General features: G+C 70.2%; 21 protein-coding genes. 14 read left to right on the top strand and 7 right to left on the bottom strand.

The window, feature by feature from the left end; translation table 11 throughout:
- Window positions 1–3: 3 nt before the first annotated feature.
- The 7 genes from ACFWV3_RS11480 (at window position 4) to ACFWV3_RS11510 (ending at window position 11,383) form a co-directional block, all read left to right on the top strand.
- Window positions 4–2,970 (top strand): helix-turn-helix transcriptional regulator, encoded by a 2,967-nt coding sequence (locus tag ACFWV3_RS11480; protein ID WP_382410854.1) that lies wholly within the window; start codon window positions 4–6, stop codon window positions 2,968–2,970.
- Between the two features lie 119 nt (window positions 2,971–3,089).
- Window positions 3,090–3,842 (top strand): ABC transporter ATP-binding protein, encoded by a 753-nt coding sequence (locus ACFWV3_RS11485; protein WP_382410856.1) that lies wholly within the window; start codon window positions 3,090–3,092, stop codon window positions 3,840–3,842.
- A gap of 7 nt (window positions 3,843–3,849) precedes the next feature.
- Window positions 3,850–6,375 carry an ABC transporter permease gene (locus ACFWV3_RS11490; RefSeq protein WP_382410858.1) on the top strand — a complete coding sequence of 842 codons (2,526 nt, stop codon included), beginning with the start codon at window positions 3,850–3,852 and terminating at the stop codon, window positions 6,373–6,375.
- Between the two features lie 533 nt (window positions 6,376–6,908).
- Window positions 6,909–8,174, top strand: a complete 1,266-nt coding sequence (locus tag ACFWV3_RS11495; RefSeq protein WP_382410860.1) for an extracellular solute-binding protein — start codon at window positions 6,909–6,911, stop codon at window positions 8,172–8,174.
- 74 nt (window positions 8,175–8,248) lie between these two features.
- Window positions 8,249–9,148: a carbohydrate ABC transporter permease gene (locus ACFWV3_RS11500; protein ID WP_382411330.1), complete on the top strand. Its 900-nt coding sequence runs from the start codon at window positions 8,249–8,251 to the stop codon at window positions 9,146–9,148.
- A gap of 4 nt (window positions 9,149–9,152) precedes the next feature.
- Window positions 9,153–9,977 (top strand): carbohydrate ABC transporter permease, encoded by an 825-nt coding sequence (locus ACFWV3_RS11505; protein WP_382410862.1) that lies wholly within the window; start codon window positions 9,153–9,155, stop codon window positions 9,975–9,977.
- A gap of 2 nt (window positions 9,978–9,979) precedes the next feature.
- Window positions 9,980–11,383 carry a GH1 family beta-glucosidase gene (locus ACFWV3_RS11510; protein WP_382410864.1) on the top strand — a complete coding sequence of 468 codons (1,404 nt, stop codon included), beginning with the start codon at window positions 9,980–9,982 and terminating at the stop codon, window positions 11,381–11,383.
- A gap of 67 nt (window positions 11,384–11,450) precedes the next feature.
- Here ACFWV3_RS11510 and ACFWV3_RS11515 read toward each other — a convergent pair whose 3' ends face one another.
- The gene (locus ACFWV3_RS11515; protein WP_382410866.1) at window positions 11,451–12,650 is read right to left on the bottom strand and encodes an esterase-like activity of phytase family protein; all 1,200 of its coding nucleotides are present in this window, start codon (window positions 12,648–12,650) and stop codon (window positions 11,451–11,453) included.
- Window positions 12,651–12,723: 73 nt separating this feature from the next.
- On the opposite strand from ACFWV3_RS11515, the gene ACFWV3_RS11520 reads away from it, so the two are divergent.
- The 3 genes from ACFWV3_RS11520 to ACFWV3_RS11530 all read left to right on the top strand — a co-directional run bounded on the left by ACFWV3_RS11520 (window position 12,724) and on the right by ACFWV3_RS11530 (window position 16,816).
- Window positions 12,724–13,746, top strand: a complete 1,023-nt coding sequence (locus ACFWV3_RS11520) for a GNAT family N-acetyltransferase (protein ID WP_382410868.1) — start codon at window positions 12,724–12,726, stop codon at window positions 13,744–13,746.
- A 75-nt stretch (window positions 13,747–13,821) separates the two neighbouring features.
- The gene (locus ACFWV3_RS11525) at window positions 13,822–14,850 is read left to right on the top strand and encodes a LacI family DNA-binding transcriptional regulator (RefSeq protein ID WP_382410870.1); all 1,029 of its coding nucleotides are present in this window, start codon (window positions 13,822–13,824) and stop codon (window positions 14,848–14,850) included.
- Window positions 14,851–15,772: 922 nt separating this feature from the next.
- Entirely contained in the window at window positions 15,773–16,816 is a 1,044-nt protein-coding gene (locus ACFWV3_RS11530) for a chitinase (RefSeq protein ID WP_382410872.1), read from the top strand.
- A 4-nt stretch (window positions 16,817–16,820) separates the two neighbouring features.
- On the opposite strand, the gene ACFWV3_RS11535 is transcribed toward ACFWV3_RS11530, so the two are convergent.
- The gene (locus ACFWV3_RS11535; protein ID WP_382410874.1) at window positions 16,821–17,207 is read right to left on the bottom strand and encodes an SgcJ/EcaC family oxidoreductase; all 387 of its coding nucleotides are present in this window, start codon (window positions 17,205–17,207) and stop codon (window positions 16,821–16,823) included.
- A 34-nt stretch (window positions 17,208–17,241) separates the two neighbouring features.
- Window positions 17,242–18,513: an alpha/beta hydrolase family protein gene (locus ACFWV3_RS11540; protein WP_382410876.1), complete on the bottom strand. Its 1,272-nt coding sequence runs from the start codon at window positions 18,511–18,513 to the stop codon at window positions 17,242–17,244.
- A 164-nt stretch (window positions 18,514–18,677) separates the two neighbouring features.
- Between ACFWV3_RS11540 and ACFWV3_RS11545 the strand changes: the two genes are divergently transcribed.
- Window positions 18,678–19,217, top strand: coding sequence for an acetoacetate decarboxylase family protein (locus tag ACFWV3_RS11545; protein ID WP_382410878.1), 540 nt, complete (start codon window positions 18,678–18,680; stop codon window positions 19,215–19,217).
- On the opposite strand, the gene ACFWV3_RS11550 is transcribed toward ACFWV3_RS11545, so the two are convergent.
- The 4 genes from ACFWV3_RS11550 to ACFWV3_RS11565 are packed head-to-tail and all read right to left on the bottom strand — an operon-like array spanning window position 19,205 to window position 22,754.
- Window positions 19,205–20,017 (bottom strand): hypothetical protein, encoded by an 813-nt coding sequence (locus ACFWV3_RS11550; RefSeq protein WP_382410880.1) that lies wholly within the window; start codon window positions 20,015–20,017, stop codon window positions 19,205–19,207. The two genes, ACFWV3_RS11545 and ACFWV3_RS11550, sit on opposite strands and share 13 nt — an antisense overlap.
- Window positions 20,014–20,868 carry a hypothetical protein gene (locus ACFWV3_RS11555; protein WP_382410882.1) on the bottom strand — a complete coding sequence of 285 codons (855 nt, stop codon included), beginning with the start codon at window positions 20,866–20,868 and terminating at the stop codon, window positions 20,014–20,016. The genes ACFWV3_RS11550 and ACFWV3_RS11555 overlap by 4 nt, the downstream gene beginning before the upstream one ends.
- A 9-nt stretch (window positions 20,869–20,877) precedes the next feature.
- Complete coding sequence (locus tag ACFWV3_RS11560; RefSeq protein ID WP_382410884.1) at window positions 20,878–21,231, bottom strand: DUF779 domain-containing protein; 354 nt, start codon at window positions 21,229–21,231, stop codon at window positions 20,878–20,880.
- Window positions 21,231–22,754, bottom strand: a complete 1,524-nt coding sequence (locus tag ACFWV3_RS11565) for an aldehyde dehydrogenase family protein (RefSeq protein WP_382410886.1) — start codon at window positions 22,752–22,754, stop codon at window positions 21,231–21,233. The genes ACFWV3_RS11560 and ACFWV3_RS11565 overlap by 1 nt, the downstream gene beginning before the upstream one ends.
- A gap of 127 nt (window positions 22,755–22,881) precedes the next feature.
- Here ACFWV3_RS11565 and ACFWV3_RS11570 point away from each other — a divergent pair, with 127 nt between their 5' ends.
- The 3 genes from ACFWV3_RS11570 to ACFWV3_RS11580 are packed head-to-tail and all read left to right on the top strand — an operon-like array spanning window position 22,882 to window position 25,671.
- Entirely contained in the window at window positions 22,882–24,006 is a 1,125-nt protein-coding gene (locus ACFWV3_RS11570; protein ID WP_382410888.1) for a GAF domain-containing protein, read from the top strand.
- Window positions 24,007–24,029: 23 nt separating this feature from the next.
- A complete protein-coding gene (locus tag ACFWV3_RS11575) occupies window positions 24,030–24,779 on the top strand; it encodes a hypothetical protein (RefSeq protein WP_382410890.1) in 750 nt (249 codons plus the stop codon).
- A 28-nt stretch (window positions 24,780–24,807) separates the two neighbouring features.
- Window positions 24,808–25,671 (top strand): PfkB family carbohydrate kinase, encoded by an 864-nt coding sequence (locus tag ACFWV3_RS11580; protein ID WP_382410892.1) that lies wholly within the window; start codon window positions 24,808–24,810, stop codon window positions 25,669–25,671.
- Window positions 25,672–25,716 lie beyond the last annotated feature (45 nt).

Consider the following 25,716-nt stretch of genomic DNA (forward strand, 5'->3'; position numbering starts at 1 on the left):
AGCATGCCACTCGTGGCGCGCCTCGGTTCCGGAATCCCGTTGGTCGCGCGCGACCGGGAGCTGGGCCGGTTGCGCGCCGCGTTGGCGCAGGCGGGTGAGGGCAACGCCGGGGCGGTGCTGCTCGCGGGTGACGCCGGGGTCGGCAAGACCCGGCTGGTCGACGAGCTGGCCGCCGGCGCCGAGGACACGCTGGTCCTCACGGGACGGTGCCTCGACGCCGGCGAGACCGGGCTGCCGTACCTGCCGTTCGCGGAGGCGTTGAGCGCGCTGGGGAACACGGCGAACCGGCCCGCGCTCGCGATGCTGCTGCCCAAGCTCGCGCTGCCCGCCGAACGCGAGCCCGGCACCGAGAGCATGATCGCGCCGAGCCTCATCCCCGGGCGGCGGCCGGAGCAGGACGTCGGTCAGCTCCAGCTGTTCGACGCGGTGCTCGGGCTGCTCGGCGACCTCTCCGAACGCCGGCGCGTGCTGCTCGTCGTGGAGGACCTGCACTGGGCGGACGCCTCCACCCGCTACCTGCTGTCGTTCCTGTTGTCCCGCCTGCGTTCCCAGCGCCTGCTCGTCGTCGGCACCTACCGCGCGGACGACCTGCACCGCAGCCATCCGTTGCGCCCCTTGCTGTCCGAGCTGGTCCGGCTCCCCGCCGTCGACCGCCTGGACCTCACGCCGTTCAACGCCGCGGACGCCCGCAGGTTCGTCGAGGAGCTGTCCGACGACCTCCCGGCCGACGTCGTGCGCCAGGTCGCGGAACGCTCCGAGGGCAACGCGTTCTTCGCCGAGGAACTGATCGCGGTCGCCACGTGCGACGACAGGTCGCTGCCGTCCGCGCTCGCCGACGTGCTGCTGAGCCGCGTCGAACGACTGAGTCCCGAGGCGCAGCACGTCGTGCGGGTCGCCTCCGTCCGCGGCCGGCGCGTGCGGCACTACCGGCTGCGCGAGGTCTGCGGCATGACGGACATCGCGTTCGACACGGCGTTGCGCGAGCTGGTCCAGCACCACCTGCTCGTCGTGGAGGACGACGAGGTCTACGCGTTCCGCCACGCCCTGGTGCGCGAGGCCGTCTACGGCGACCTGCTGCCCGGCGAACGGGTCCGGCTGCACGCCGGCTATGCCCACCACCTGGCTCAGCACCTGGACGAGCGCGGTGCCGCGGCGGCGCTGGCGCACCACGCGTTCCAGAGCCACGACCTGCCGCAGGCGTTGCAGGCCTCGATCAAGGCCGCCAAGGAGGCCGAACGGGCCGGTGCGCCCGCGGAGTCGTTGCGGTACCTGGAGAAGGCCCTCAACCTGTGGACCGCCGTACCGGAGGCGGACCGTCCGTCCGATGTGGACGAGGCGGTGCTGTTGCGGCGCGCGTCCTGGGTCGCGGGCACGGCCGGCCAGCCGGAACGCGCGGTCGCTTTCGGCCGCAGCGCCAAGAAAGCGCTCGACGGACAGCCTCCCGAGGACGCCGCCGAGGTGCTGCTGCGGCTCGCCCAGGCGTTGTCGACGCTCGACGGCAACGACCGGGAGCACCACGAGGTGATGACCGGGGCGTGGGAGCTGGTGCGCGACCGCGACGCCAGTCCCACCCGCGCCCGTGTGCTGGCGGGCATGGCTTCGTTGCTGCGCCAGCAAAGGCGGCACACGGCGGCAGGGGAGTTCGCCGAGAAGGCCATCGCGGACGGTCGGGCCGCGCGGGCTCCCGGCGCGGTGGCGGACGCGCTCGGCACGCTCGGTCTCCTCGGCGACTACGCTGGCCGTCACGACGAGGCGCGCACGAACTTCGAGCACGCGATCGAGAGCGCCCGCGAGGTCGGTGCGGTCAACACCGAGCTGCGGGCCTGGTACTACTTCGGCCTGATGTACTACGACGCGGGCGAGCTCGCCGAGGCCGCGCGCGTGTTCAAGGAGGCGGGCGACCGCGCCCAGGAGACCGGTCTCACGTGGAGCACGTACGGCGTGGAGATCCGCATCCTCCAGGTGCTCGTGCACTACTACCTCGGCGACTGGTCGTACGCGGAGTGGGCGAGCGAACCGCCCGGCACGTCCGTGTCCTCCACGGTCCTCGCCCGGCTCGCCGCCGCCGGCACGCACCTCACGGTCTCGCGCGGCGACCTGGCCGAGTCCGAGCGCATGATCACCAAACTGCGCAACGACTGGCACCGCGACATCCAGATCGCGCTGATCACCGGCGGCACCGGCGGCGAGCTCGCGTTGTGGCGCGGCCGTCCCGAGCTCGCGGTCGAACGGGTCGCGGACGCCGTGGAGTGGACCAAGAAGCTCGGCGGGCCGTGGTCGCTCGCGGACATCCGGATCGGCGCGATCGGGGTCGCCGGGTACGCCGACATCGCGGCCAAGGCGCGCCGAAAGCGGGACGCCGAAGCCGAGGAGAAGGCCGTCGAGGCGGGCAGGAAGATGGCCGAGCACGTCCGGCTCACCGCGAAGAACGGTGTGCCGCGCAGCACCTCGCTCGGGCCGGAGGGACGGGCGTGGCTCGCCCGTGCGGTCGCGGAGGAGTCCAGGCTGACCGGTGCCGGTGACCCGGAGCTGTGGCAGGCCGCGGTCGACGGGTTCGCCTACGGGCTCGTCTACGAGCAGGCGTGGTGCCGCTGGCGGTGCGCGGAGGCGTTGCTCGGGGCCGAACGCCGCGACGAGGCCGCGGAGCAGCTGAAGCTGGTCGACGAGGTGGCGACGAGGCTGCAGGCCGGTCCGCTCGCCGAGGCCGTGGCGGCGTGCGCCAAACGCGCCCGGATCACGCTCAAGGCCGACGAACCGGTGGCCCGTGAGCAGGTCGACCTCTTCACCCCGCGCGAACGCGACGTGCTCGGCCTGGTGGCCTCCGGGCGGACGAACCGCGAGGTCGGCGAGGAGCTCTACATCAGCGAGAAGACCGTCTCCGTGCACCTGTCCCGGATCATGGCCAAGCTGGGCGCGTCGCGGCGCGCGGAGGCCGTGGCGATCGCGTACGACCGGGGTCTGCTGGAGTAGTCCCGGTTGTCATACCTCAGGCTGATGCGCAACGGGTCGCGGAGTTGATGACCGCGCACTCAGGCTCCTCATAGCTTCTTCCTCATCGAGCTAGAACCCCTGTGAGGAAGGCAAGCGACATGTCTGCACTGGTGTCCGAGGTCGGGACCCGGACCGCGGCGGCGGCCCACAACCTGGTGAAGGTCTACGGCAAGGGCGACACCGCCGTGCGGGCGCTCGACGGCATCGACGTGGCCTTCCAGGCCGGCCGGTTCACCGCGATCATGGGTCCCTCCGGCTCCGGCAAGTCCACGCTGATGCACTGCCTCGCGGGACTGGACACCGTGGACGGCGGTGCGATCCACATCGGACAGACGGAGATCACCAAGCTCGGTGACAAGGACCTGACCAAGCTGCGCCGCGACCGCGTCGGCTTCGTGTTCCAGGCCTTCAACCTGCTGCCGACGCTGACCGCCGAGCAGAACATCCTGCTGGGCCTGGAGCTCGCCGGCCGCAAGCCCGACAAGCAGTGGTTCGACACGATCGTCGACGTCCTCGGCCTGCGCGACCGCCTCACGCACCGCCCGACCGAGCTGTCCGGCGGCCAGCAGCAGCGCGTGGCCTGCGCCCGCGCGCTCGTCGCCCGTCCCGAGGTCATCTTCGCCGACGAGCCGACCGGCAACCTGGACTCCCGCAGCGGGGCCGAGGTCCTCGACTTCCTGCGCATGTCCGTCCGCAAGCTCGGCCAGACCGTGATCATGGTGACGCACGACCCGGTGGCCGCGAGCTACGCGGACCGCGTGGTGCTGCTCGCCGACGGCCGGCTCGCGGGCGAGATCCACCAGCCCACCACCGAGTCCGTCGTCAACGCCCTCACGCACCTGGGGGCGTGAGCTACCGATGCTGAAGACCATCCTCGCGGGCCTGCGCGCCCGCACGGCGCGGCTGGTGCTGTCCAGCATCGCCATCGCGCTCGGCGTCGCGTTCGTCACCGGCACGCTCGTGCTCGGTGACGCCGTCGAGGCCCAGACCAGGGACAACTTCGCCCGCAGCGCACGCAACGTCGACGCGGCCGTGCACCTCGACGAGAACAACCGCGAGCGCCAGGACACCGGCATTCCGGCCGATCTCCTGGGCAAGATCCGCTCCACGCAGGGCGTCGAGGGCGCCGACTCGCGCGAGTTCGGCAGCGCGGCCCTGCTCGGCGGCGACGGCAAGGCGCGCAACGCGCTGGTCCAGCCGCTGCCGACGACCGAGAAGCTGCGCGACTTCAACCTCCAGGACGGCCGGTTCCCCGGCAAGGCCGACGAGATCGCCGTCGACACCAAGACCGCGCAGATCGCGAAGCTCAAGGTCGGCGACAAGCTCACGCTGCTCGACAAGGAGAACGCCGAGCACGCGTACACGATCGTCGGTACCTATCAGCAGGGCGCGAGCAGCATCTCGATGTCCGGCAGCGACCACGTGATCGTCTCGCCGGAGGGCATCCGCGCGTTGATCCCGGACCAGCGCATCTACGAGATCGTCGCGGTCGCGGGTCCCGGCGTGTCCCAGCAGCAGCTCGCGGACAGGATCAGGGCCGTCGTCGGCTCCGGCTACCAGGTGCAGACCGGTGAGGAGCTCACCAAGGCGACGCTGGAGCAGGTCGGTGACGCCGCCGGCGAGATCAAGTCGTTTCTGCTCGCGTTCGCCGCGATCTCGCTCGTCGTCGCGGGCATGGTCATCTACAACACCTTCACGATCCTCGTCGCCCAGCGCACGAAGGAGCTCGCGCTGCTGCGCTGCGTCGGCGCGGAACGCGGCCAGGTGTTCCGCAGCGTGCTGGCCGAAGCGGTCTTCATGGGCCTCGCGGCGTCCGTGCTGGGCATCCTCGGCGGGTTCGGCGTCTCGGCCGGCCTGCAGATGCTCGTCGGCTCGGTCGGCGGCCCCGACGGCGGCGGCGACGTCGAGATCCGCCTGCCGCTCACGTGGACGACGATCGTCGCCGGCTTCGGCGTCGGTGTCGTGGTGACGGTGCTGTCGGCCGTGCTGCCGGCCCGCCGCGCGACCCGCGTGGCTCCCGTGGCGGCCCTGCGCTCGCAGCCGGACAGCCACGACGACGTGGCCCGCACCGGCAAGGTCCGGATCGTCGTCGCCGCGCTCATCGCCCTGGCCGGCGTCGCCGCGGTCGTCCTCGGCATGAAGCAGGAGGAAGAGGCCGCGCTGTTCATCACCGGCGGCGGCACGATGGTGCTGCTGCTCGCGGTGCTGCTCCTCGGCCCGCTGTACGTGCCGCTGGTGAACCGCCTGTTCGGCAAGGCGCTGCGCGGTGTCCCGGCGAAGCTCGCCTCGGCCAACGCGGGCCGCAACCCCAAACGCACCGCCGCCACCACCGCGGCGTTGATGATCGGCGTGACCGTCGTGGCGATGGTGACCGTCGTGGCCGGCAGCGCCCGCGAGACGATGAACCAGAAGGTCGACGACCGCTTCCCGGCCGACTACGAGGTCAGCTCGAACGTCTACAGCCAGCCGCTGACCCAGAAGTTCGCCGACGAGCTGGCGAAGGTCCACAACGTCGCGAAGATCGCGCCGGAGCTCAGCGCGTCCACCGAGTCGCCGCAGCTCAGGCTCAGGTACGCCTACGTGACCGGGTACCCGTCCGACGCGATCGGCTCGCTGATCCGGGCCGAGACGACCACCGGCCCGTTGACCGCGCTGAAGGACGACGAGATCGCGATGCGCGAGAAGGAGGCCAAGGAGTCCGGCCTGTCCGTCGGCTCGTCGCTGGAGCTCGGCGGCAAGACCTTCAAGGTCGCCGCGCTGATCAAGGACAACACCTACGGCACCGGCATCGTGACGCTCCCGGCGGCCACCGCGCTGTCCAGGGAAGCGCCGAAGGGCTACGAGAAGCTGCTGGTCAAGCTGGCTCCCGGCACCGACATCGCGACCGCCAGGACCGATCTCGAACGCGTCATCTCCACCTCGCCGGTGGCGGTGCTCAACTCCGCCGCCGAGACCAAGGCGGAGCTGAACGCGCAGCTCGACCAGATCCTGCTGTTCATCTGGGCCCTCGTCGGCCTGGCGCTGGTCATCGCCCTGTTCGGCATCGCGAACACGCTGACGTTGTCGGTGCTCGAACGGACCCGCGAGTCGGCTCTGCTGCGGGCCCTCGGGCTCACCCGCGGTCAGCTGCGGCAGATGCTGGTGGTCGAGTCGATCCTGATGGCGCTGATCGGCGCCGTGGTCGGGGTGCTGCTCGGGGCCGGGTTCGGGTGGCTGCTCGTCGAGGCGCTGTCCAACCCGGAGCTGAAGGTCAGCTTCTCGGTGCCGTTCGCGCAGATCGGCGTGATGCTCGGGCTGGCGGTGATCGCGGCGGTGGCCGCGGCGGCGCTGCCGGCGCGCAGGGCCGCGCGCAACTCCGTGGTCGCGGGGATGGCGGAGGCGTAGAGGACGACCCGCCCGGTCCTCGTCGGGGGATCAGGGCCGGGCGGGGCGGGCGCGCGGGAACAGGGGCCCGTGCGACCGGGGGATCGGTGGAGGTCCGGTGCTGTCGGGGCACCGGGCCTCCGCTGTGGCCGATCCACGCCATTTCCGTGATCGGATGACTACGCAATGCGACAGGCGTGTCGAGATCGGTTCACGTGGGTGATCAGCGAGCGCTACCCGTGTCGGAACGGCTCCAATCACGGCCGGCGAAAAAAGTTCGGGGACGCGCGTCACGAACGGCGCGCAAGCCCCTCTACCTGGGGTGAGGGACGACCGGAGCGAGGGCCCGGTCGTCCCTCTTCGTCGTTCCGGGGACCGTTCGGACCGCCCCGATCGAGACGCGCGCGAATCCGGTGCGGGTTTTTGTTGCCCGTCTCCACAAAGTTACGGAACGATGTCGACCGCTTGACACCCGCGCCTCTCCAGTTGAGTGTGAGAGCGCTCTCACCACAGTTAGCTGCGCCACACCGGCGTCGTCGAGGAGGACGGAACGGATGGACAGAAGGCTGGTCGGCAGCGTGGCTGCGACCCTCACGATGGTTCTGGCCGCGGGGTGCGGCGGGGGTTCCGCGGCCGACGGCAAGGTCGAGCTGTCGCTGGGCCTCTTCTCCGACTTCGGGTACGACAAGCTCATCGAGGAGTACCAGGCCTCGCACTCGAACATCAAGATCGAGCAGCGCAAGGTCAAGATGGAGCAGCACAACACGCAGCTCGCGACCCAGCTCGCGGGTGGCCGTGGCGCCGCTGACATCGTCGCTCTCGAGGAGGGCGTGGTCTCGCAGTTCCGCGCCTCCAAGGACAAGTTCGTGAACCTCGCGGAGTACGGGGCGAAGGACCTGAAGGACCAGTGGGCCGGGTGGAAGTGGAACCAGGGCACCGCTGACAACGGCGAGTTCGTGCTGGGGCTCGGCACGGACATGGGCAGCCTCGGGCTCTGCTACCGCCGCGACCTGTTCGAGGCGGCCAAGCTGCCCACGGACCGCGCGGAGGTCGCCAAGCTGTGGCCGACGTGGGCGGACTACGCGAAGGTGGCGGACCAGTTCTCGGCCGCCACGCCGAACGTGAAGTTCGTCGACACCGGTCGCAACGTCTACAAGGCCATCCTCGACCAGACCGAGGAGGGCTACTTCGCCGCGAAGGACGACTCGTACATCGCGGAGAAGAACGACAAGGTCAAGACCGCGTTCGAGACGGCGGCGGCGCTGGGCACCAAGCAGCAGACCGGTGCGCTCGAGCCGTTCAGCCAGGACTGGAACGTCGCCCTGAAGCAGGGTTCGTTCGCCACCACCACCTGCCCCGCGTGGGCGCTCGCGCTGATCAAGGCGGGTGCCGGCGACGCCGCGGCCGGGAAGTGGGACGTGACGACGGCGCCCGGTGGCGGCGGCAACTGGGGTGGCTCGTTCCTCGCCATCCCGAAGCAGGGCAAGCACCCGAAGGAGGCCTACGAGCTCGCCAAGTGGCTCACGGCGCCCGAGCAGCAGAAGCGGATCTTCAAGGAGACCGGCAACCTGCCGAGCCAGCCGAAGGTCTACCAGGACGCCGAGGTGCAGGCGACGGTCAACGACTACTTCAACAAGGCTCCGGTGGGCCAGATCTTCGCGACCTCGGCGGAGTCGCTGAAGCCGACCTACCGCGGCACGAAGGACTCGAAGGTCGGACCCGTGTTCGGCACGGCGCTCACCCGCGTCGAGCAGGGCAAGCAGTCCGCGGCTGACGCGTGGACGCAGGCCCTGAAGGAAGCAGCGGACGCCGCCAAGTGACGGTGACGCGCCAGGAGACCGAGGCGGCCCAGGCCGCCTCGGTTTCGCCTTCCTCCGAGCCGAAGCGCTTCCGGCTGACCAACTGGGACACCAAGTACACGCCGTACCTGGTCATCGCGCCGTTCTTCGTGGTGTTCGGGATCTTCGGGCTCTACCCGCTGGTGTACACGGCGTGGGTGTCGCTGCACGACTGGCAGCTGATCGACGGCGACCAGGGGTTCGTCGGTCTCGACAACTACGTGAAGCTGTTCGCGGACGGCAACTTCTGGAACGCGCTGTTCAACACGCTCAGCCTGTTCGTGCTGTCCACGGTGCCCCAGCTGCTCGCCGCCCTCGGGCTCGCGGCGCTGCTCGACCGGGGCCTGCGCGGCAGGGCGTTCTGGCGCGCGGGCGTGCTGCTGCCCAACGTCATCTCGGTCGCCGCGGTGGCGCTGGTGTTCGCGCAGTTCTTCGGCCGCGACTTCGGCATCGTGAACTTCCTGCTGGGGTTCGTCGGCGTCGACCCGATCGACTGGCGAGCGGAGACGTGGGCGTCGCACCTCGCGATCTCCACGATGGTCATGTGGCGCTGGACCGGCTACAACGCGCTGCTGTACCTGGCGGCCATGCAGTCGGTGCCCAAGGACATGTACGAGTCGGCCACTTTGGACGGTGCGTCGCGCTGGCGCATCTTCTGGTCGATCACCGTGCCGTCGATCCGCCCGACCATCCTGTTCACCGTCGTCACGTCGACGATCGGCGGCCTGCAGCTGTTCGTCGAGCCCGCGCTGTTCGACCCCGCGTTCGCCACCAGCAACTCGACCGGTGGCTCGGACCGGCAGTTCCAGACGCTGGTGCTCTACATGTACGAGAAGGGCTTCCGGTTGTTCGACGCCGGGTACGCGGCCACCGTCGCGTGGATGCTGTTCCTGGTCGTCCTGCTGGTCGCGATCGTCAACTTCACGCTGACGCGGCGCATCGCGGGCAAGGAGTGAGGGCATGAAGAACGCGAAGGCAGGTCCCCTGCTCTACGGGTTCCTGGTCGCCGTGCTCGCCGCGTCGATCTTCCCGCTGTACTACTCGTTCATCGTGGCGTCGAAGGACAACTCGGTCCTCGGCGAGAAGACGCCGCCGTTGCTGCCCGGCGGCAACCTGGTCGAGAACATCACGCGCGTCTTCGACACCGTCGACTTCTGGCTCGCCATGCAGAACTCGTTCGTCGTGGCGGCGACCGTGGCGATCACGAACGTCGTGCTGGGCTCGCTCGCCGGGTTCGCGTTCGCGCGGCTGCGGTTCAAGGGACGCGACTCGTTGTTCCTGCTGGTGCTCGGGACCGCGATGGTGCCGACGCAGCTCGGCGTGATCCCGCTGTACATGCTGATGTCCGACCTCGACTGGTACGGGACGCTGCAGGCGGTCATCGTGCCGGCGCTGATCGGGTCGTTCGCGGTGTTCTGGATGCGCCAGGCGTGCGAGGAGACCGTGCCGTACGAGCTGATCGAGGCGGCGCGCGTCGACGGGTGCTCGGTGCTGCGGACGTTCTGGCACGTCGGGTTCCCCGCGGTGCGGTCGCAGGCGGCGGTGCTCGGCATGTTCACGTTCATGACCGCGTGGAACGACTTCTTCTGGCCGCTGATCGTGCTGGACCCCAACGACAGCCCGACGGTGCAGGTGGCGCTGTCGACGCTGGCCAGCGGCTACTACACCGACTACTCGCTGATGCTCGCCGGCGCCTCGCTCGCGGTGCTGCCGGTGATCGCGATCTTCGTCCTGCTGTCCCGCCAGATCGTCGGCGGCATCATGCAGGGCGCCGTGAAGGGATGAGGATGACGACCGACTCGGACGTCGAGGTCGGGCGGGAGGTGCTGACCTTCCCGCCGGACTTCCTGTGGGGAGCGGCCACCGCGGCGTTCCAGATCGAGGGCTCGACCACCGCGGACGGTCGCGGTGCCTCGATCTGGGACACGTTCGCGGCCACGCCCGGCAAGGTCCTGGCCGGCGACACGGGTGACCCGGCGTGCGACCACTACCGCCGGTACGCCTCCGACGTGGAGCTGATGTCCTCGCTCGGGCTGGCCTCCTACCGGTTCTCGGTCGCGTGGCCCCGGATCCAGCCCAGCGGCAGCGGCCAGGTGGAGGAGCGCGGTCTCGCGTTCTACGACCGGCTGGTGGACTCGTTGCTGGAGAAGGACATCCAGCCGCTGGTCACCCTCTACCACTGGGACCTCCCGCAGGTCCTGGAGGACTTCGGCGGCTGGCGCAACCGCGACACCGCGTACCGGTTCGCCGAGTACGCGACGATCGTGCACGACCGGCTCGGCGACCGGGTGCAGGCCTGGACGACGCTGAACGAGCCGTGGGTCTCGGCGTTCCTGGGCTACGGCAACGGGATCCACGCGCCCGGCATCAGCGACCCGGTGGCGTCGCTGGAGGCGGCCCACCACCTGCTGCTGGCCCACGGCCTCGCCACGCAGGCGTTGCGCGCGCAGGCACCCGAGTCGCACCGGCTGTCGATCGTGCTCAACTTCAGCACCATCTGGGGTGACGACGCCGAGGCGGTCCGCAAGGTCGACGGCCTGCAGAACCGCATCCTGCTCGAGCCGGTGCTGGGGCGCGGCTACCCGCTCGACGTCCTGCAGGACACGTCGTGGCTGGGCGACTGGACGAACGTGGTGCGCGACGGGGACATGGAGACCATCGCGACCCCGGTCGACTGGATCGGCGTCAACTACTACAACCCGACCCGCGTGGCTCCGGCCGCCGCCGACTTCGCACCGGCCGGGCCGCACGCGGGCCTGCGCGGCGTCACGATCGAGCCGCCGCAGGGCGAGCTGACCGGGTTCGGGTGGGAGCAGAACGCCGACGCGTTCACGGAGCTGCTGGTCCGGCTGTCCCGCGACACCGACGGGATCCCGCTCGTCGTCACGGAGAACGGGTCCGCGTTCCCCGACGTCGTCGACGCCGGGCGCGTGGCCGACACCCAGCGCACGAAGTACCTGCTGGACCACGTCCGCGCGGTGCACCGGGCGATCTCCGAGGGCGCCGACATCCGCGGCTACCTCGCGTGGTCGCTGCTCGACAACTTCGAGTGGGCGGCCGGGTACTCGCAGCGGTTCGGGATCGTGCACGTCGACTTCGAGACGCAGCAGCGCACGGTGAAGGAAAGCGCGGTCGCGCTGTCGCGGATCATCGGGCAGAACGGTCTTCCCGCGCAGGGCTACACCGTCTAGCCGGGCCGAGGGGGCCTGGGCGCTCTCACCGGCGGACATCTCCGTCCGCAGGTGAGAGCGCTCTCTGCTAGCGGCGCCCCAGCACGCGCGGGTCGGCGTGCAGGTTCTCGGCCAGCCTGATGGTGATGAACTCGTTGTTGTCCGGTTTGCCCGGCGTGCGGCCCGACGACGACGGGAAGTTGTTGTCGTTGAGGATCGCGATCGTCCGGTCGTCGAGGATGGTGACGTCCTCGATCGTGGTGAACGGGAAGCGGAACGGGTCGGCCTGGCCGCCGACGTGCTTCGGGTTCGCGAGGTTCAGCAGGTCGGCGACGAGCGTCTTGTCGAGCTTGCCGTCCCTGTCCCGGTCGCGTTTGTCCGCCAGGTAGACGCGCTTGACCAGGGCGTCGGCACCCTGTGCGCCGTCGCGTTCGATGACGAGCAGCCTGTTGGCGTCCACGGCGATGGCGTCACCGATGGCGAACGCCGGGTCTTCCAGCTGGTAAAGCCACGTCTTGCCGGTGAAGCGGTGCGATGCGATGTCGAACTCGTTGAGGCGCAACGTTCCGGGGGTGTCACCGGCGACCGTGCCCTCCAGCAGCGCGTTGATCGTCTTGCCGTCGGGGGAGAGGGTGATGCCCTCGAACCCCTTGCTGCTGTTCAGGTTCGGGGTGCCCTCGGGGTTCTCGGGAGCGCGCACGCCCGGCAGCGGGACCGGCGCGGCGAGCAGGCGTCCCGCGCGGTCGAAGTGCAGCAGGTACGGGCCGAACTCGTCGCCGATCCAGTAGGTGCCGTCCGCGCCCCTGGTGAACGACTCGACGTCGAGGTCCGCGCCGGTGAGCACGCGGTCGGCGCGGGCGAGCGGGGTCTTGATCCGTCCGTTCGGGTCGGTCAGCGTGATGCCACCGAGGACGTCGACCTGGCCGGTCTTGAAGTCCGGCGCGATGCGGTGGATGCGGAGGTTGAAGTCCGCGCTGTTGGCCTTGGTGCCGTAACCGTTGTCGGACAGCACGTCGTAGGTGCCGTCGCTGTTGCGCAGCACCCCGCTGAAGCCCTGGACGGGCTGGTCGGCGAACGGCGGCGTGACGCCGTTGACCGGGGTGGTGCCGAGGGCCGACCCGCTGGGCTCGCTCCCCGGGACGTAGGTCTCGGCGGGCAGCGAGGCGAAGTTCGTCAGCGTCGCCTGCTTCCGCCCACCGTGTCCGGCCGCTTCCGGAGCGGCGGCGGTGGGCTTGGCCAGCGCGGTGACGGTGAGCAGGGTGAGGCCTGCGGCCAGAGATCTCCTCATGCGCGTGACCCTATTTCGATCGTTTTACCCGTGGTTCCCCTCGCGGCAACAAGCTCGATGAACTCTTGGCGTCATGACGACGACCTGGCGCATGCGCTTCGAACTCAGCGACAGCCCCGGCGCGCTCGCGCGCGTCACGGTCAGACTGGCCTCGGCCGACTGCAACGTCCTCGCGCTGCACGTGATCCCGGTCCCCGGCGGAGTGCTCGACGAGATCGTCGTGCGCGCGGGCGAGGGCGTGCTGCCCGCCGACCTGGTCGAGGCGGTCCGCAGCGAGGGTGCGAAGTGCGTCGGGATCACCAGCGCCGACCTGCGCGATCTCGTCGACGAACCCACGGCGGCGTTGCGCGCGGCGAGGATGGCGCTGACCGATCCGAACCGGACCGCGGAGGCGCTGCGGCTGGTGCTGTCCGCCGACGCCGTGGCACCGGGCGAGGCGGAGGACGGCCAGGCCCAGCTGGGCGACCTGGTGGCCCGGCGCGGCTGGGCGCGGTTCACCCAGGTCGAGCTGGCCCGCGCGCAGGCGTTGCTCGACCTGGTGGACGCGCCGGCACCCGCGCTGCGCGGCGCGCTGAGCGACGACGGCATGGCCCTGGTCCTGCGTCCCGGCACCGGCTCCGACGAGGACGCCGTGGCCGCCCTGCACTCCCGCTGTTCCATGAGGACGTTGTTCAACCGCTACCACTCCGGCATGCGCACGGTGCCGCGCCGCTGGCTGCACCGCCTGCTGAACCCGCCCCGCGGCACCACGATCCTCGCCCAGTCCGGTGACCAGGTGGTCGCCCTCGGCCAGCTCATCCAGACCGGTACGCCCGAGTGTGCCGAGATCTCCCTGCTGGTGGAGGACGCCTGGCAGCACCGCGGCGTGGGCACCGCCCTGCTCGCCGCACTGGCCTCCGACGCCCGTGCCGCCGGCTACGCCGAGCTGGTGGCGTGGTGCCTGCCGACGGAGACCGCCCTCGTGCGCACCGCCGCCCGTGCTGGCCTCGCGACCACGACACGCCGGGAGGACGGCCTGCTCCGCGTTTCGATCACGCCGCGCGGGCGTGCCCCGAAAGCGTCGATTGCTGCGGTGATAGCCGAAAAAACACGGTGAACAGCGCGGAAACCCTCCTGGGAGATCCTTTGGGGCTAAGCTGCTTAGCGGATCAAAGGTTTTCATCGAGGAGTGGTGGTGCTCGTGTCCATCCACGCGCGTCCGACGTTGGAAGACGTTGCCGCGAGGGCTGGGGTCTCCCGCGCCACGGCGTCACGAGTGCTGAACGCGTCCCCGCGCGTCAGTCCGGAAGCGCTGGAAGCGGTCAACGCAGCCGTGCTGGCGCTGGGCTACCAGCCGAACCGCGCCGCGCGGGCACTGGTCACCCGCCGCACCGGCGCCGTGGCCGTGCTGTTCTCCGAGCCGGAGCCCAAGATCTTCGATGACCCGCACTTCGCCCGCCTGATCCGGGCGGGGGCGCGTGCGCTGGCCGACGTCGACGTGCAGATGGTCCTGATGCTCGTGCACTCGCACGACGACCAGATGCGCGCGCACCGGTTCCTGGCCGGCGGGCACGTGGACGGTGCGCTGGTGTTCGCGCCGCACCGCAACGACGAGCTCGTGTCCATTGTGAAGAAGCTGCCGTTGCCGGTGGTGTACGCCGGCAAGCCCTGGGGGTCGTTGCGGGGGATGCACCTCGTGGACAACGACAACGAGGGCGGGGCCGTTCTCGCCACCGAGCACCTGAAGTCGCTCGGGCGCCGGAAGATCGTGCACGTTTCCGGGCCGGTGGACGAGCTGTCCGCCATCGACCGGATGAACGGGTTCCGGTCCGCTCTCGGGCTGGACGATCGCGGTGCCGCTCGGGTGATGGAGGACGGCGGGTTCACTCGGGAGGGTGGGCGCAAGGCCATGTCCGCTCTGCTGGGGCGGGTTCCCGGGTTGGACGCGGTCTTCGTCGCTTCCGATCTGATGGCTGCTGGGGCGTTGGAGACGTTGCACGAAGCCGGGCGGCGGGTTCCTGAGGATGTCGCTGTTGTCGGGTTTGACGATCATGTGGCGATTGCTGAGCACACTTCGCCGCCGTTGACGTCCGTTCGGCAGGATTCTGATGAGCAGGTCAAGCACATGGTGGAGCATCTGATGAAGTTGCTTCGGGATGAGACTGTGAAGTCCAAGAAGCAGATGCTGCCTACTGTGTTGGTTCGGCGGGAGTCTGCGTAGGGCGGCTTGTGTAGGGCGGCTTGCGTAGGGCCTCGCGTTGCGTGGGGCCTGTTCCTGGTGCGTGCGTGGTGTTGGGGGCGCTGCCCCCAATCCCCCGACACTCCCAAAGGAGCCCCTCCAGCGCCGCTCGCGGGTTGATGGCACGCCTGTTTGTGTTGGGCGGCTTGCTGTTGCGTTGGTGGTTGCGTTGCGGTGGTGGCTCCCCCGTCCAGCGCTAGCGAGCGAGCCACACGTGAGGAGGGGTGTCAACTCGACGAAAAGCGTGTCGAGTTGACACCCCACCTCACGTGCAGCGAGAGCTGAGTCGCGCTAGACGGGGGAGCCACCACCGCGACCTCGCTTTGCAAGAGACTGCTCGGCTGCGCCATCGCTGGGCTCGCCTCCGGCCTCGTGCTGGGGTTTGGCTGCGGCGTTGCCGGGCTCGCCTTCGGCTTCGTGTGGGTTGGGCTGTGCTGTTGCTGCGCTCGCCTTCGCCCCGCCCCGCCCCGCCGCATGCTGCACTTCGCTCTCGCACCGCCGCACTCCGCCTTCACCTTGCTGCCCAAGGGCTGTCGCCGTCCGCGCTCGCCCCACCCACCCGGCCGCCGACCCCGCTGTCTGCCCTGCCCGGCCGCCCGTCACGGTCGCACCCTGCCGCCCGCCGCCACCGTCGCGCCCTGCCGCCTGCCCTTTCTGGGCGCCCCGGTGCGCTGCCTGCCGGCCGCGCCCTGCCCACCACCCCGACCCCCGACACTCACCTGAGCCCGCCGCCACCTGCGCCCCACCCCTCGCCGCGCTGCCTGCGACACCTCACCCGCCTCCATCCCGGCCGCACCGCCCTTTGCCCACCTCCGCTTACCATCCCCACCTCCGCCCGTAGAGGTCTGGACCATTTCGTGCTTCAATGACAGCGGGTCGCCGCCTGAACGCGAAAGGTGAGCGAATGTCCGCCCGAATCCTGCCCAGGGCACTGACAGCCCTGCTCCTGCTCACAGCCACACTCCTCATCCCGCCCACCGCCCAAGCCGCCGACACGTGCGCGCTCAAGTCACGGCCGCAGGGCAAGGTCCTGCACGGGTACTGGGAGAACTGGGACGGCTCCTCGAACGGGGTGCACCCGCCGTTCGGGTGGACGCCCATCACCGACAGCCGCATCAAGCAGCACGGCTACAACGTCATCAACGCCGCGTTCCCCGTCATTCGCTCCGACGGCACCGTGCTGTGGGAGGACGGCATGGACGTCGGGGTCAAGGTGGCCACGCCCGCGGAGATGTGTGCGGCCAAGGCGGCCGGGGCGGCGATCCTGTTGTCGATCGGGGGTGCGACGGCGGGGATCGATCTCAGTTCCAGTGCGGTGGCCGACCGGTTCGTGGCGACGGTGGTGCCGATCCTCAAGAGGTACAACTTCGACGGGATCGACATCGACATCGAGACCGGGCTGGTGGGCAGCGGGAACATCAGCCAGTTGTCGGCGTCGCAGGCCAACCTCGTGCGCATCATCGACGGCGTGCTGAACGCGATGCCGGCCGGGTTCGGGCTCACCATGGCGCCCGAGACGGCGTACGTGACGGGTGGCAGCATCGTCTACGGGTCGATCTGGGGTGCGTATCTGCCGATCATCAAGAAGTACGCGGACAACGGGCGTCTGTGGTGGCTGAACATGCAGTACTACAACGGGTCCATGTACGGGTGTGCCGGGGACAGCTACCAGGCCGGGACCGTGCAGGGGTTCGTGGCGCAGACGCAGTGCCTGAACAAGGGGCTGGTCGTGCAAGGGGTCACGATCAAGGTGCCCTACGACAAGCAGGTGCCGGGCCTGCCCGCCCAGCCGGGCGCCGGGGGCGGGTACCTGAGTCCTTCGCTGGTCGGGCAGGCGTGGAACAGCTTCGGCGGTCAGCTCAAGGGGCTGATGACCTGGTCGGTCAACTGGGACGGGTCGAAGAGCTGGACCTTCGGGGACAACGTGAAGGCGCTGCAGGGGCGGTAGGGGATCAGAGCACGATGGTGTTCTGGCCCGCGGCGATCTTCCAGGTTCCGTCCTCTTTGGACAGGATGTAGAGCGGGGAGCCCTCGTTCTGCTCAGGGAGAGCGGTTCCGTCCGGGGTGACCGGGCGTTGGCGGATCTTCACGGCCGCCACGTCGGGGCGGATGAACAGGACGTTCTCCACCTCGTACGTGGCGGTCGCCTCCTTCGTCGAGCCGGGGAGTCTCCGGCGCGTGAAGGAGGCGATCTCGTCGAGGCCGGTGAGTCGTTTGCCGTGGGCGGTCGTCCAGATCGCGTCGGCGCGGAAGAGGCCGAGGAACTCCTCTGCCAGCTCGTTCTGCTGCGAGTGCTGGACGGTGGCCACGAGCTGCTCGATCTCGGTGGTGTCGCTCATGGCCATGATCGTCGTACCTCCATCAAGCTGGAGGTCAAGCGCGCGGTGCCACCCGTGACTCATAGGGGGCCGGGCGGTACCACGGGTTGTAGAAGCAACCGGTGCCGTACTTCTGGTCGTGGCTGGGGCACGAGGCCGCGATCAGGAACGGGTTCGAGCGCACGCCCCACTTCTCCCAGGCGTCGAGCGACTGCATGGCCGCCGCGTACTCGGAGTCGCTGAACGCGCTGTGCGTCGCCTCTGTCGTGAAGGTCTGCACGAGGTTGTACCAACGGCCCGCCTTCAGCACGGTGTCGCGGTAGGCCGACTCGTGCTCGACGAACGCCGTGGGGTCGCCGATCGCGTGGACCGAGAGGACCGGGATGTCGATCTTGCCGGTCAGGTCGCTGTCGTAGGCGAGCTCGGCGCGGGCCGCGGGGTCGGCCGCGAAGCGTTCCACACCGGCGTTCAGGGCCTTGTCGTCGTGTGAGCCCTTGTAGACGACACCGGTGTTGCTGAACGGGTTCCGGTCGCCCAGGCGGTTGTGCACGATGTCGCGGAAGGTGAACGTCGCGAAGTTCAGGTGCGAGCTCAGGGTCTCCTCGGGGATCTTGGTGACCGCGAGGATGTCGTTCAGCTTCTGCTGCTGTTCGGGCGTGCGGCTGCCGGCCACGCCGAGGCACTCCTCGATGCGGCCGCGCAGGCCCGCGGTGGTCATCGTGGAGTCGGCGCGCAAGCCCTGCCACAGCGGGTACTGCACTTCGGACGGGCGCGGGTGGTTGCCGCAGTAGTACTGGTAGACCACGCGGAGGTCGACCCGGTAGTCGTAGCCTCGTGAACCGCCGGCCATCACGCCGCTGGTGAGCAGCGCCGCGTCATAGCCCTTGTACAGCTCGATGGTCTTGGCCGCGACGTTGCCGCCCCACGACTGGCCGTGGATGAACACCTTGTGGGGCTTGAGCATCGCGCTGACCATCTTGCGCAGGTTGTCCGTGTCCTCGGCCGCCATCCGCGTGCCGTAGCCACCGCGCCGGTACGACGTGCCCGCCCACGCGTAGCCCTCCTTCACCATGACGGCCCAGCGGTTCAGGTCGTCGCGGGTGCGCTCGGGCGTGGGGTCGCCGAGGTCGGGGCCGCCGTGCGAGTGCACGACCAGAGTCTTGTTCCACTTCTTCGGCACGGCGATCGTGTAGTACGCGCCGTTGGTGTCTCTGCCCTCGTAACAGGTGGTGCCGGCGGGGACGTTCTCCGGGCACGGCGCGGTCGGGGGCAGGTGCACCGGAGACGTGAGACTCGCGGTGAGTGCGAATGCCAGCAGGACGTTCATGGCGGGAATCGTCAGTCCGGTCCGCCGAGTGGTCCAGCTCACTCGCGCAAACTTGGGATTTCCCTGACGTTACGGTCCTGGTGTCCCGCGTGCGCCGATCATGATCGCGGTACGGTTCCGGTGTGCGGTACCCACCAGAACCGTGGCACATGCGGGGATCTGCCGTGATCTCCGTGTTCCGCGTTCCCCGCGGCCAGGTCCCGAGCGAGCACCTCCCGTCCGGTGCGCGGCTGATCACGTTGGCGGGCAAGACTTTCATCGCTGTCGCGTTCGTCTCGTACGAACCGGGCAGCGTGCTCACCTACGAGGAGCTGCTCGTGGCGGCGCCGGTGCGCGACGGCGGCTCGGTGGCGGTGACGGTGCCGCAGATCTGGGTCGACAGCGAGGCGTCCCGGGACGGCGGCCGGGAACTCTGGGCCATCCCGAAGCAGCTCGCCCGCTTCGGCCAGGGCTCGTCGATCGCGGCGGTCGCGGTCACCGGTGGCGTCAGGCTGCCCGGCGGGTGGCGGTTCGCGGGTCCCACGGCGCATCGCCTCGACGGCAGGGACGTGCGCGCGCACGCGGCCATGTCCGGCCGGCTCCGCCTGGTCTCCACCGCGTGGCTGATCCCCGCCGACGGGCCGCTCGGCTACCTGGCGGGACGGAAGCCGCTGGTCAGCGTCGTGCTGGACGACATGCGGCTGACGTTCGGTCAGGCCCGGTAGCGGACGCTGTTCAGCACGTGCCGCGCCCACGCGTGGTCGGCGGGGTCGTCGTACAGGCACGTCACGATCAGCAGCTCGCCGAAGCGGGCGACGTGGCCGTAGAACTCGTGCCGGATCGTCGTGAGCCACAGCGCGTGCCGCAGCTCGACACCGTCCGCGACCAGCAGTTTCTGGTCGGCGGGCACGGACGGCGCCCCCGCGAGCGCCAGTTCCAGCACGCAGCGGGCGGACACACCCGGTGCCTTGCGGGTGTCCAGGAAGACCGTGCGGCCGGGGCCCGTGAACCGCAGGCCGTCCGGGACCAGGTGCGGGGTCAGGCCTGAGGTCCGTTCGACGGACCACGAGTCGCGCAGCTCCTGCCGGATCGAGATCGGCAGCTCCACCGGGAACGCGCTGAGCACGTGGTCGCGGTCCCACACCTTGCCGAGCAACGGATGCGCGACGAGGTCCGGTGGCGCGCCGGCTTCCACGACCTCCGCGACGACCTCGGCGCCGTCGAGGTCGTCCCACGGCTTGATGTCGTGCGCGAACGTGCCGGTCAGACGCAGCGACTCCACGCCCCACGACGCGGCGGCGCGCCGGGCGTCCTCCGGCGTGACCCGCATCCACGCGCTGAACCACAGCTCCAGGTCACCGGTCAGCTCCACGGGCAGCACGCACCGGACGTACGACTCGGCGCCCAGCAGCACGTTGCCGCCCGCCAGGCGTTCGGCACCCGCCGAGCGGGGCGGCAGGCCGAGGTCGAGGTCGATCGCGCCGTCCTCGTCGACCTCGGCGCCGCAGCACGCGCAGGCCGTCACCCGATGTACCGGACGCTGTTGAGCACGTGCTGCGCCCACGCGCTGTCGGTGGGGTAGCGGTAGACGCACCGCACGGAGAGCATGGTGCCGCGTCGCACGACGTGCCCGTGGAACACCTGCTCCTCGTGGCCGTAGATGACCTCGCTGAGCCAGAACGCGTGCCGCAGCTCCTCACCGTCGTGCTCGACGGAGTGCTCCGCGTTCGCCGGGTAGCCGTCGAGCACAGCGCCCAGGAAGTCGCTCGGGCTGCCGCCCGTGAGGTCGCGGTAGACGTCGATCGTGACCGTCCGGCCGGGGCTGGTGAACCGGACCGTGCTGCCCTCGATCAGGCAGCGCATGCCCTCGGTGCGCTCGATCGTCCACACCTCGCCGAACTTCTCCCGCACGGGCACCGGCAACGGGTGGCGGATGCGGCTCAGCACCTCGTCGCGGTCCCAGTCCCGCTCCAGCAACGGGTGCGAGGTGAAGTACGGCAGCTCGTCGGCGTTCAACACGGCGGCCTCGGCCTGCACGCCCAGCACGTCCCACGGCCTGATGACGTTCGCGAACCTGCCCGAGACACGCAGGTTCGAATATTCGCCGTCGTTGTCCCACACCGCGTGGGCGTACATGGCGTCGACCTTGCTGATCTGCATCCACGCGCCGAACACGAGCTCTGTTCCACCGGTCAGCTGAACCGGGAGCAGACAACGGATGTATGTGTCACCGTCCGGTCCGACGAGCAGGCCGCCTGTCGGCGCGCCGAGTTGCTCACCGGGCACGCCGATCAGCTGCTCCGGACGGTTCAACCGGTAGTCGATGCGGTCCGTCGACGTGATCTCGGCTCCGCAGCATCCGCATTGGACGGTCATGCGCGCATGTTAGAGCTCTTCCTCGTTCAGCAAACGTGAACGCACCAGAAAGCGCACTCCCAGTGGCGCCTCCAGCGAGAAACCGCTCCCACGACCGGGTACCACGTCGATCGTCAGGTGGGTGTGGCTCCAGTACTCGAACTGCGCCGCGGACATCCAGACCGGAACGGTGAAACCCGGCTTCACCGCGAGATCACCCAGGTGCACGTCCGACGACCCGGTGCGGAACTCCCCGGCGGGGTAGCACATCGGGGCCGAGCCGTCGCAGCAGCCGCCGGACTGGTGGAACATCAGCTCGCCGTGGTCCGCCCGGAGGCGGCGGAGGACGTCCGCCGCTCCCGGGGTCAGCGCGACGCGGGGCATCAGAAGAAGCCCTGGGCGTTCTGGGAGTAGCTGACGAGCAGGTTCTTGGTCTGCTGGTAGTGGTCGAGCATCACGCGGTGGTTCTCGCGGCCGATGCCGGACTGCTTGTAGCCGCCGAACGCCGCGTGCGCCGGGTAGGCGTGGTAGTTGTTCACCCACACGCGGCCCGCCTGGATGTCGCGGCCCGCGCGGTAGGCGACGCCGCCGTCACGCGACCACACGCCGGCGCCGAGGCCGTAGAGGGTGTCGTTGGCGGTCTTCATGGCGTCGTCGTAGTCGTCGAACCGCGCGACGGAGACGACCGGGCCGAAGATCTCCTCCTGGAAGATCCGCATCTTGTTGTCGCCCTCGAACACCGTCGGCGTCACGTAGTAGCCGCCGGACAGCTCGCCGCCGAGGTCGGCGCGCCCGCCGCCGGTCAGCACCTTCGCGCCTTCCTGCTTGCCGATGTCGATGTACGACAGGATCTTCTCGAGCTGGTCGTTCGACGCCTGCGCGCCGATCATCGTCTCGGTGTCGAGCGGGTGGCCCTGCTTGACGGCCTTGGTGCGTTCCACGGCGTCGCCGAGGAACTGGTCGTAGATCGAGCTCTGGATCAACGCGCGCGACGGGCACGTGCAGACCTCGCCCTGGTTCAGCGCGAACATCGTGAAGCCCTCGAGTGCCTTGTCGTAGAAGGCGTCCCGCTGCGCGGCCACGTCGGCGAAGAACACGTTCGGCGACTTGCCGCCGAGCTCCAGCGTGACGGGGATGATGTTCTCGCTGGCGTACTGCATGATCAACCGGCCGGTGGTCGTCTCGCCGGTGAACGCGACCTTCGCGACGCGCCGCGACGACGCGAGCGGCTTGCCGGCCTCGACGCCGAAGCCGTTGACGACGTTCACCACGCCCGGCGGCAGCAGGTCGGCGATCAGTTCCATCAGCACGTGGATCGACGCCGGGGTCTGCTCGGCTGGCTTGAGCACGACGGCGTTGCCCGCCGCGAGCGCGGGGGCGAGCTTCCAGACCGCCATCAGGATCGGGAAGTTCCACGGGATGATCTGCGCGACCACGCCGAGCGGCTCGTGGAAGTGGTAGGCGACCAGGTCCTCGTCGATCTGCGAGATGCCGCCCTCCTGGGCGCGGATGGCACCCGCGAAGTAGCGGAAGTGGTCAACCGCGAGCGGCAGGTCGGCGGCGAGCGTCTCGCGGATCGGCTTGCCGTTCTCCCACGTCTCCGCGACGGCCAGCTTCTCGAGGTTCGCCTCCATCCGGTCGGCGATCCTGTTCAGCACGTTCGCGCGCTCGGCGACCGACGTCTTGCCCCACGCGCGGGCGGCGCCGTGGGCCGCGTCGAGCGCGCGGTCGACGTCCTCGGCGGTGCCGCGGGCGATCTCGGTGAAGTCCTCACCGGTGACCGGGGTGGGGTTGGCGAAGTACTCGCCCTTGGCGGGCGGGACGTACTCGCCGCCGATGAAGTGGTCGTACCGGTCCCGGTACGTCACCACGCTGTCCGGTTGTCCTGGAGCGGCGTACTTCGCCATCGTCGGGCCTCCCGCGTCGTTGCGACCAGGCGGCGACCGTAGAACCGCGAACGTTTCACCCCCGTTGCATCCGATCGGAGCAGTCGCGGGCTTGCCGCTGCGGCGGTGCGGACTGCATCCTGGACCGATGGACCCAGTGGAGCTGGGTGCCGCGCGTCCGGAGATCTTCGAGTCGTGGCGGCGCTCCCTCGCCGCGCACGTCGACCCCGACCGCCACGAGGCGCCGGTCGTGTACGCCCCCGACGAGGTCGCCGACCTGCGCGGGACGCACCCGCTGGCCGAGACCGTGCCGCTGCTGACGCACACGCTGTCGATGGACGACACGATCATGATCGTCACCGACACCCGCGGGCACGTCCTGTGGTGCGAGGGCGACAACCAGGTCCGGCACAAGGCCGAACGCGTCCACCTCACCGAGGGCGCGCGCTGGAGCGAGGACGCCATCGGCACGAACGCGATGGGCACGGCGCTCGCGACCGGCCGGCCCGTCACCGTCCACTCCCGCGAGCACCTGGTGCGCACGTACCATGGGTGGACCTGCGCGGCGAGCCCCATCACCGACCCCCACACGGGTGTGGTGCTCGGCGTCGTCGACGTCAGCGGGCCGCTCAAGACCATGCACCCGGCCGTCGCCCAGCTCGTGTCCGCGGCCGCCCAACTGGCCCAGCACCACCTCAAGCAGTTCGCGCCGCGCCGGCACGTGCTCACCCTGAACTTCCTCGGCGGGCTGCACGCCGACCTCGACGGCCGGTCGCTGGCGCTGACGTTGCGCAACGCCGAGGTGCTGACGGCGCTCGCGTTGCACCCCAGGGGACTCACGGCAGAGCAGCTCGCGTTGCTGCTCTACGGCGAGCGCGGGAACCCGACGACGGTCCGCGCGGAGCTGCACCGGCTGCGCGCCCAGCTCGGCGGTGTCCTGCTGACGAGGCCGTACCGGCTCGACGCCGTGGTGCGCGGCGACTTCCTGGACGTGCGGACGGCGCTGCGGTCGGGCGACGCGGGCGGGGCGACCCGGCGCTACAGCGGCGAGCTGCTGGCCCGGTCGGACGCTCCGCTGGTCCGCGAGGAACGGCTGGACCTCGCGGCCGCGGTGCGCAGGGGCGTGCTGGAGCGGGGCGACCTCGACGCGCTGCTGGCGTTCGCGGACAGCGGGGAGGACGCCGAGGTGCTCGAACGGCTGCACCGGTTGCTCCCCGCGACGGACCCGCGTCACGCACTTGTCTCCTCGCGCCTGAGGAGGGCACTGGAATAGGCTTTCCCGCCGGGGAGGGCGAAGTGAAGCAGTGCATCAACTGCATGACCCGGTTGCCGCGCAAGGAGGTCACCGAGGTCGCGTGGTGCGGGTTGTGCGCGCCGTGCCTGGACGTGGTGGCGGACCAGATGAAGGTCCTGCACGACCGGCCGGGCGGCGCGTCCGTGCGGATCCTGCAGTGCGGCTGGTGCGGTGTCGCACGGTCCTGCGGCGTCGGCTCGCGCACGCGGTGCCTGGTGTGCCTGGACGACAGGTCCGTGCCGGACCCGGCGGTGCAGCGGATCGCGCACCGGCTGGAGCTCGACGGCACCTGGCGGGAGAGCTCCGAGCTGATCGCCGCGACGACGGTGAAGGTCCGCCTGGCCAAGTACTTCCAGCCCGGCTGGACGGTGCTCGCCACCGACGTGCACGGCCTGCCGTGGACCGGGTTCCGGTGGCTGACGAAGTCGCACGGCACGTGGGGCCGCAACGACGACACGGGCGAGGTGCAGCGGCTCAAGCACTCACGCGGCGAGGCGACGCTGCTGTACCTCGTGCGCTACGGGAAGGTGCTGAAGTTCGGCCGGGGCAACGCCGACCGCGTCGCCGCGCACGTCGCCCAGGGCGCGGTGCCCGTGCTGGTGCTGACGGGGCCGAGCCAGCAGGTCGTCGTCGCGCGCGACCGCCTCAAGCGCTTGCACCGCAGCGAGATGGTCTCGCAGCGGACGCCCGTCGACCTCTTCGAGGTGCTGCCCGACGGGCTCGACGTCACCGACCGCTTTTCGCGGAGTTGATCGGTCGCCGATTGGGTAGCCCAGCGGTGTGGACGACATCGTCGTGGTGGGGCAGCTCGCGCGGGACCTGGTCCTCGTCGTCGACGAGGTGCCCGGCCCCGGCGGCACGACGCCCGTGCGGGAGCGCCGGGAGATGCTGGGTGGCAAGGGCGCGAACATCGCCGTCGGTCTCGCCCAGCTGGGCGCCCCGGTCGCGCTCGTCGGCGTGGTCGGGGACGACGACCTCGGCGCGCGGCTGATCGCGCGGGCCGCCGCGGACGGGATCGCCACCGACGCCGTCGTGCGCCGGCCGGACACCGAGACGGGTCTGATCATCGACCTGGTCGCCGACGGCTGGCGGTACCTGGAGCACCTGCCGGACGCCGTGCTGCTGCGGGAGGACGACCTGCCGTTGGACCTCATCGCGCGTGCGGCGACCGTGGTCGTGCAGCTGCAGCAACCGCCCGAGGTCGCGCTTACCGCTGCACGAGCGGCGCGGGGCCGGGTGGTCCTGGACGGTTCACCGGCGCGGTTGCGGGACGAACTGCTCGCGTGCGCCGACGTGGTGCGCGCCGACCACCGCGAGGCCGAGCTGCTGGCCGGCCGGACGATCAAGACCGCCGACGACGCGGTGGAGGCGGCCCGCGAGGTGCTGGCGGCAGGTCCCGGTCTGGTGGCGTTCGCCGTGGACGACGTCGGCAACGTGGTCGTGTGGGAGTCCGGCGACCTCGTGCTGCCGCTGGGGGACGTCGAGGTGGTCGACACGACCGGTGGAGGTGACGCGTTCGTGGCGGCGCTGACGTTCGCCCTCACGCGTGGCGACGGGTCAGAGGAGGCCGCACGCCTCGCGGTCAGGGCGTCCGGGGACACCGTGGCCCACCTCGGCGGCCGCCCGACGCTCACCGCACTGTGATCAGGCGAGTTATCGTTGTCCACGTCCGGTGAGAGGAGGTCCCGC

It is taken from the genome of Lentzea sp. NPDC059081 (assembly GCF_042738015.1).
Lineage (GTDB): Bacteria > Actinomycetota > Actinomycetes > Mycobacteriales > Pseudonocardiaceae > Lentzea.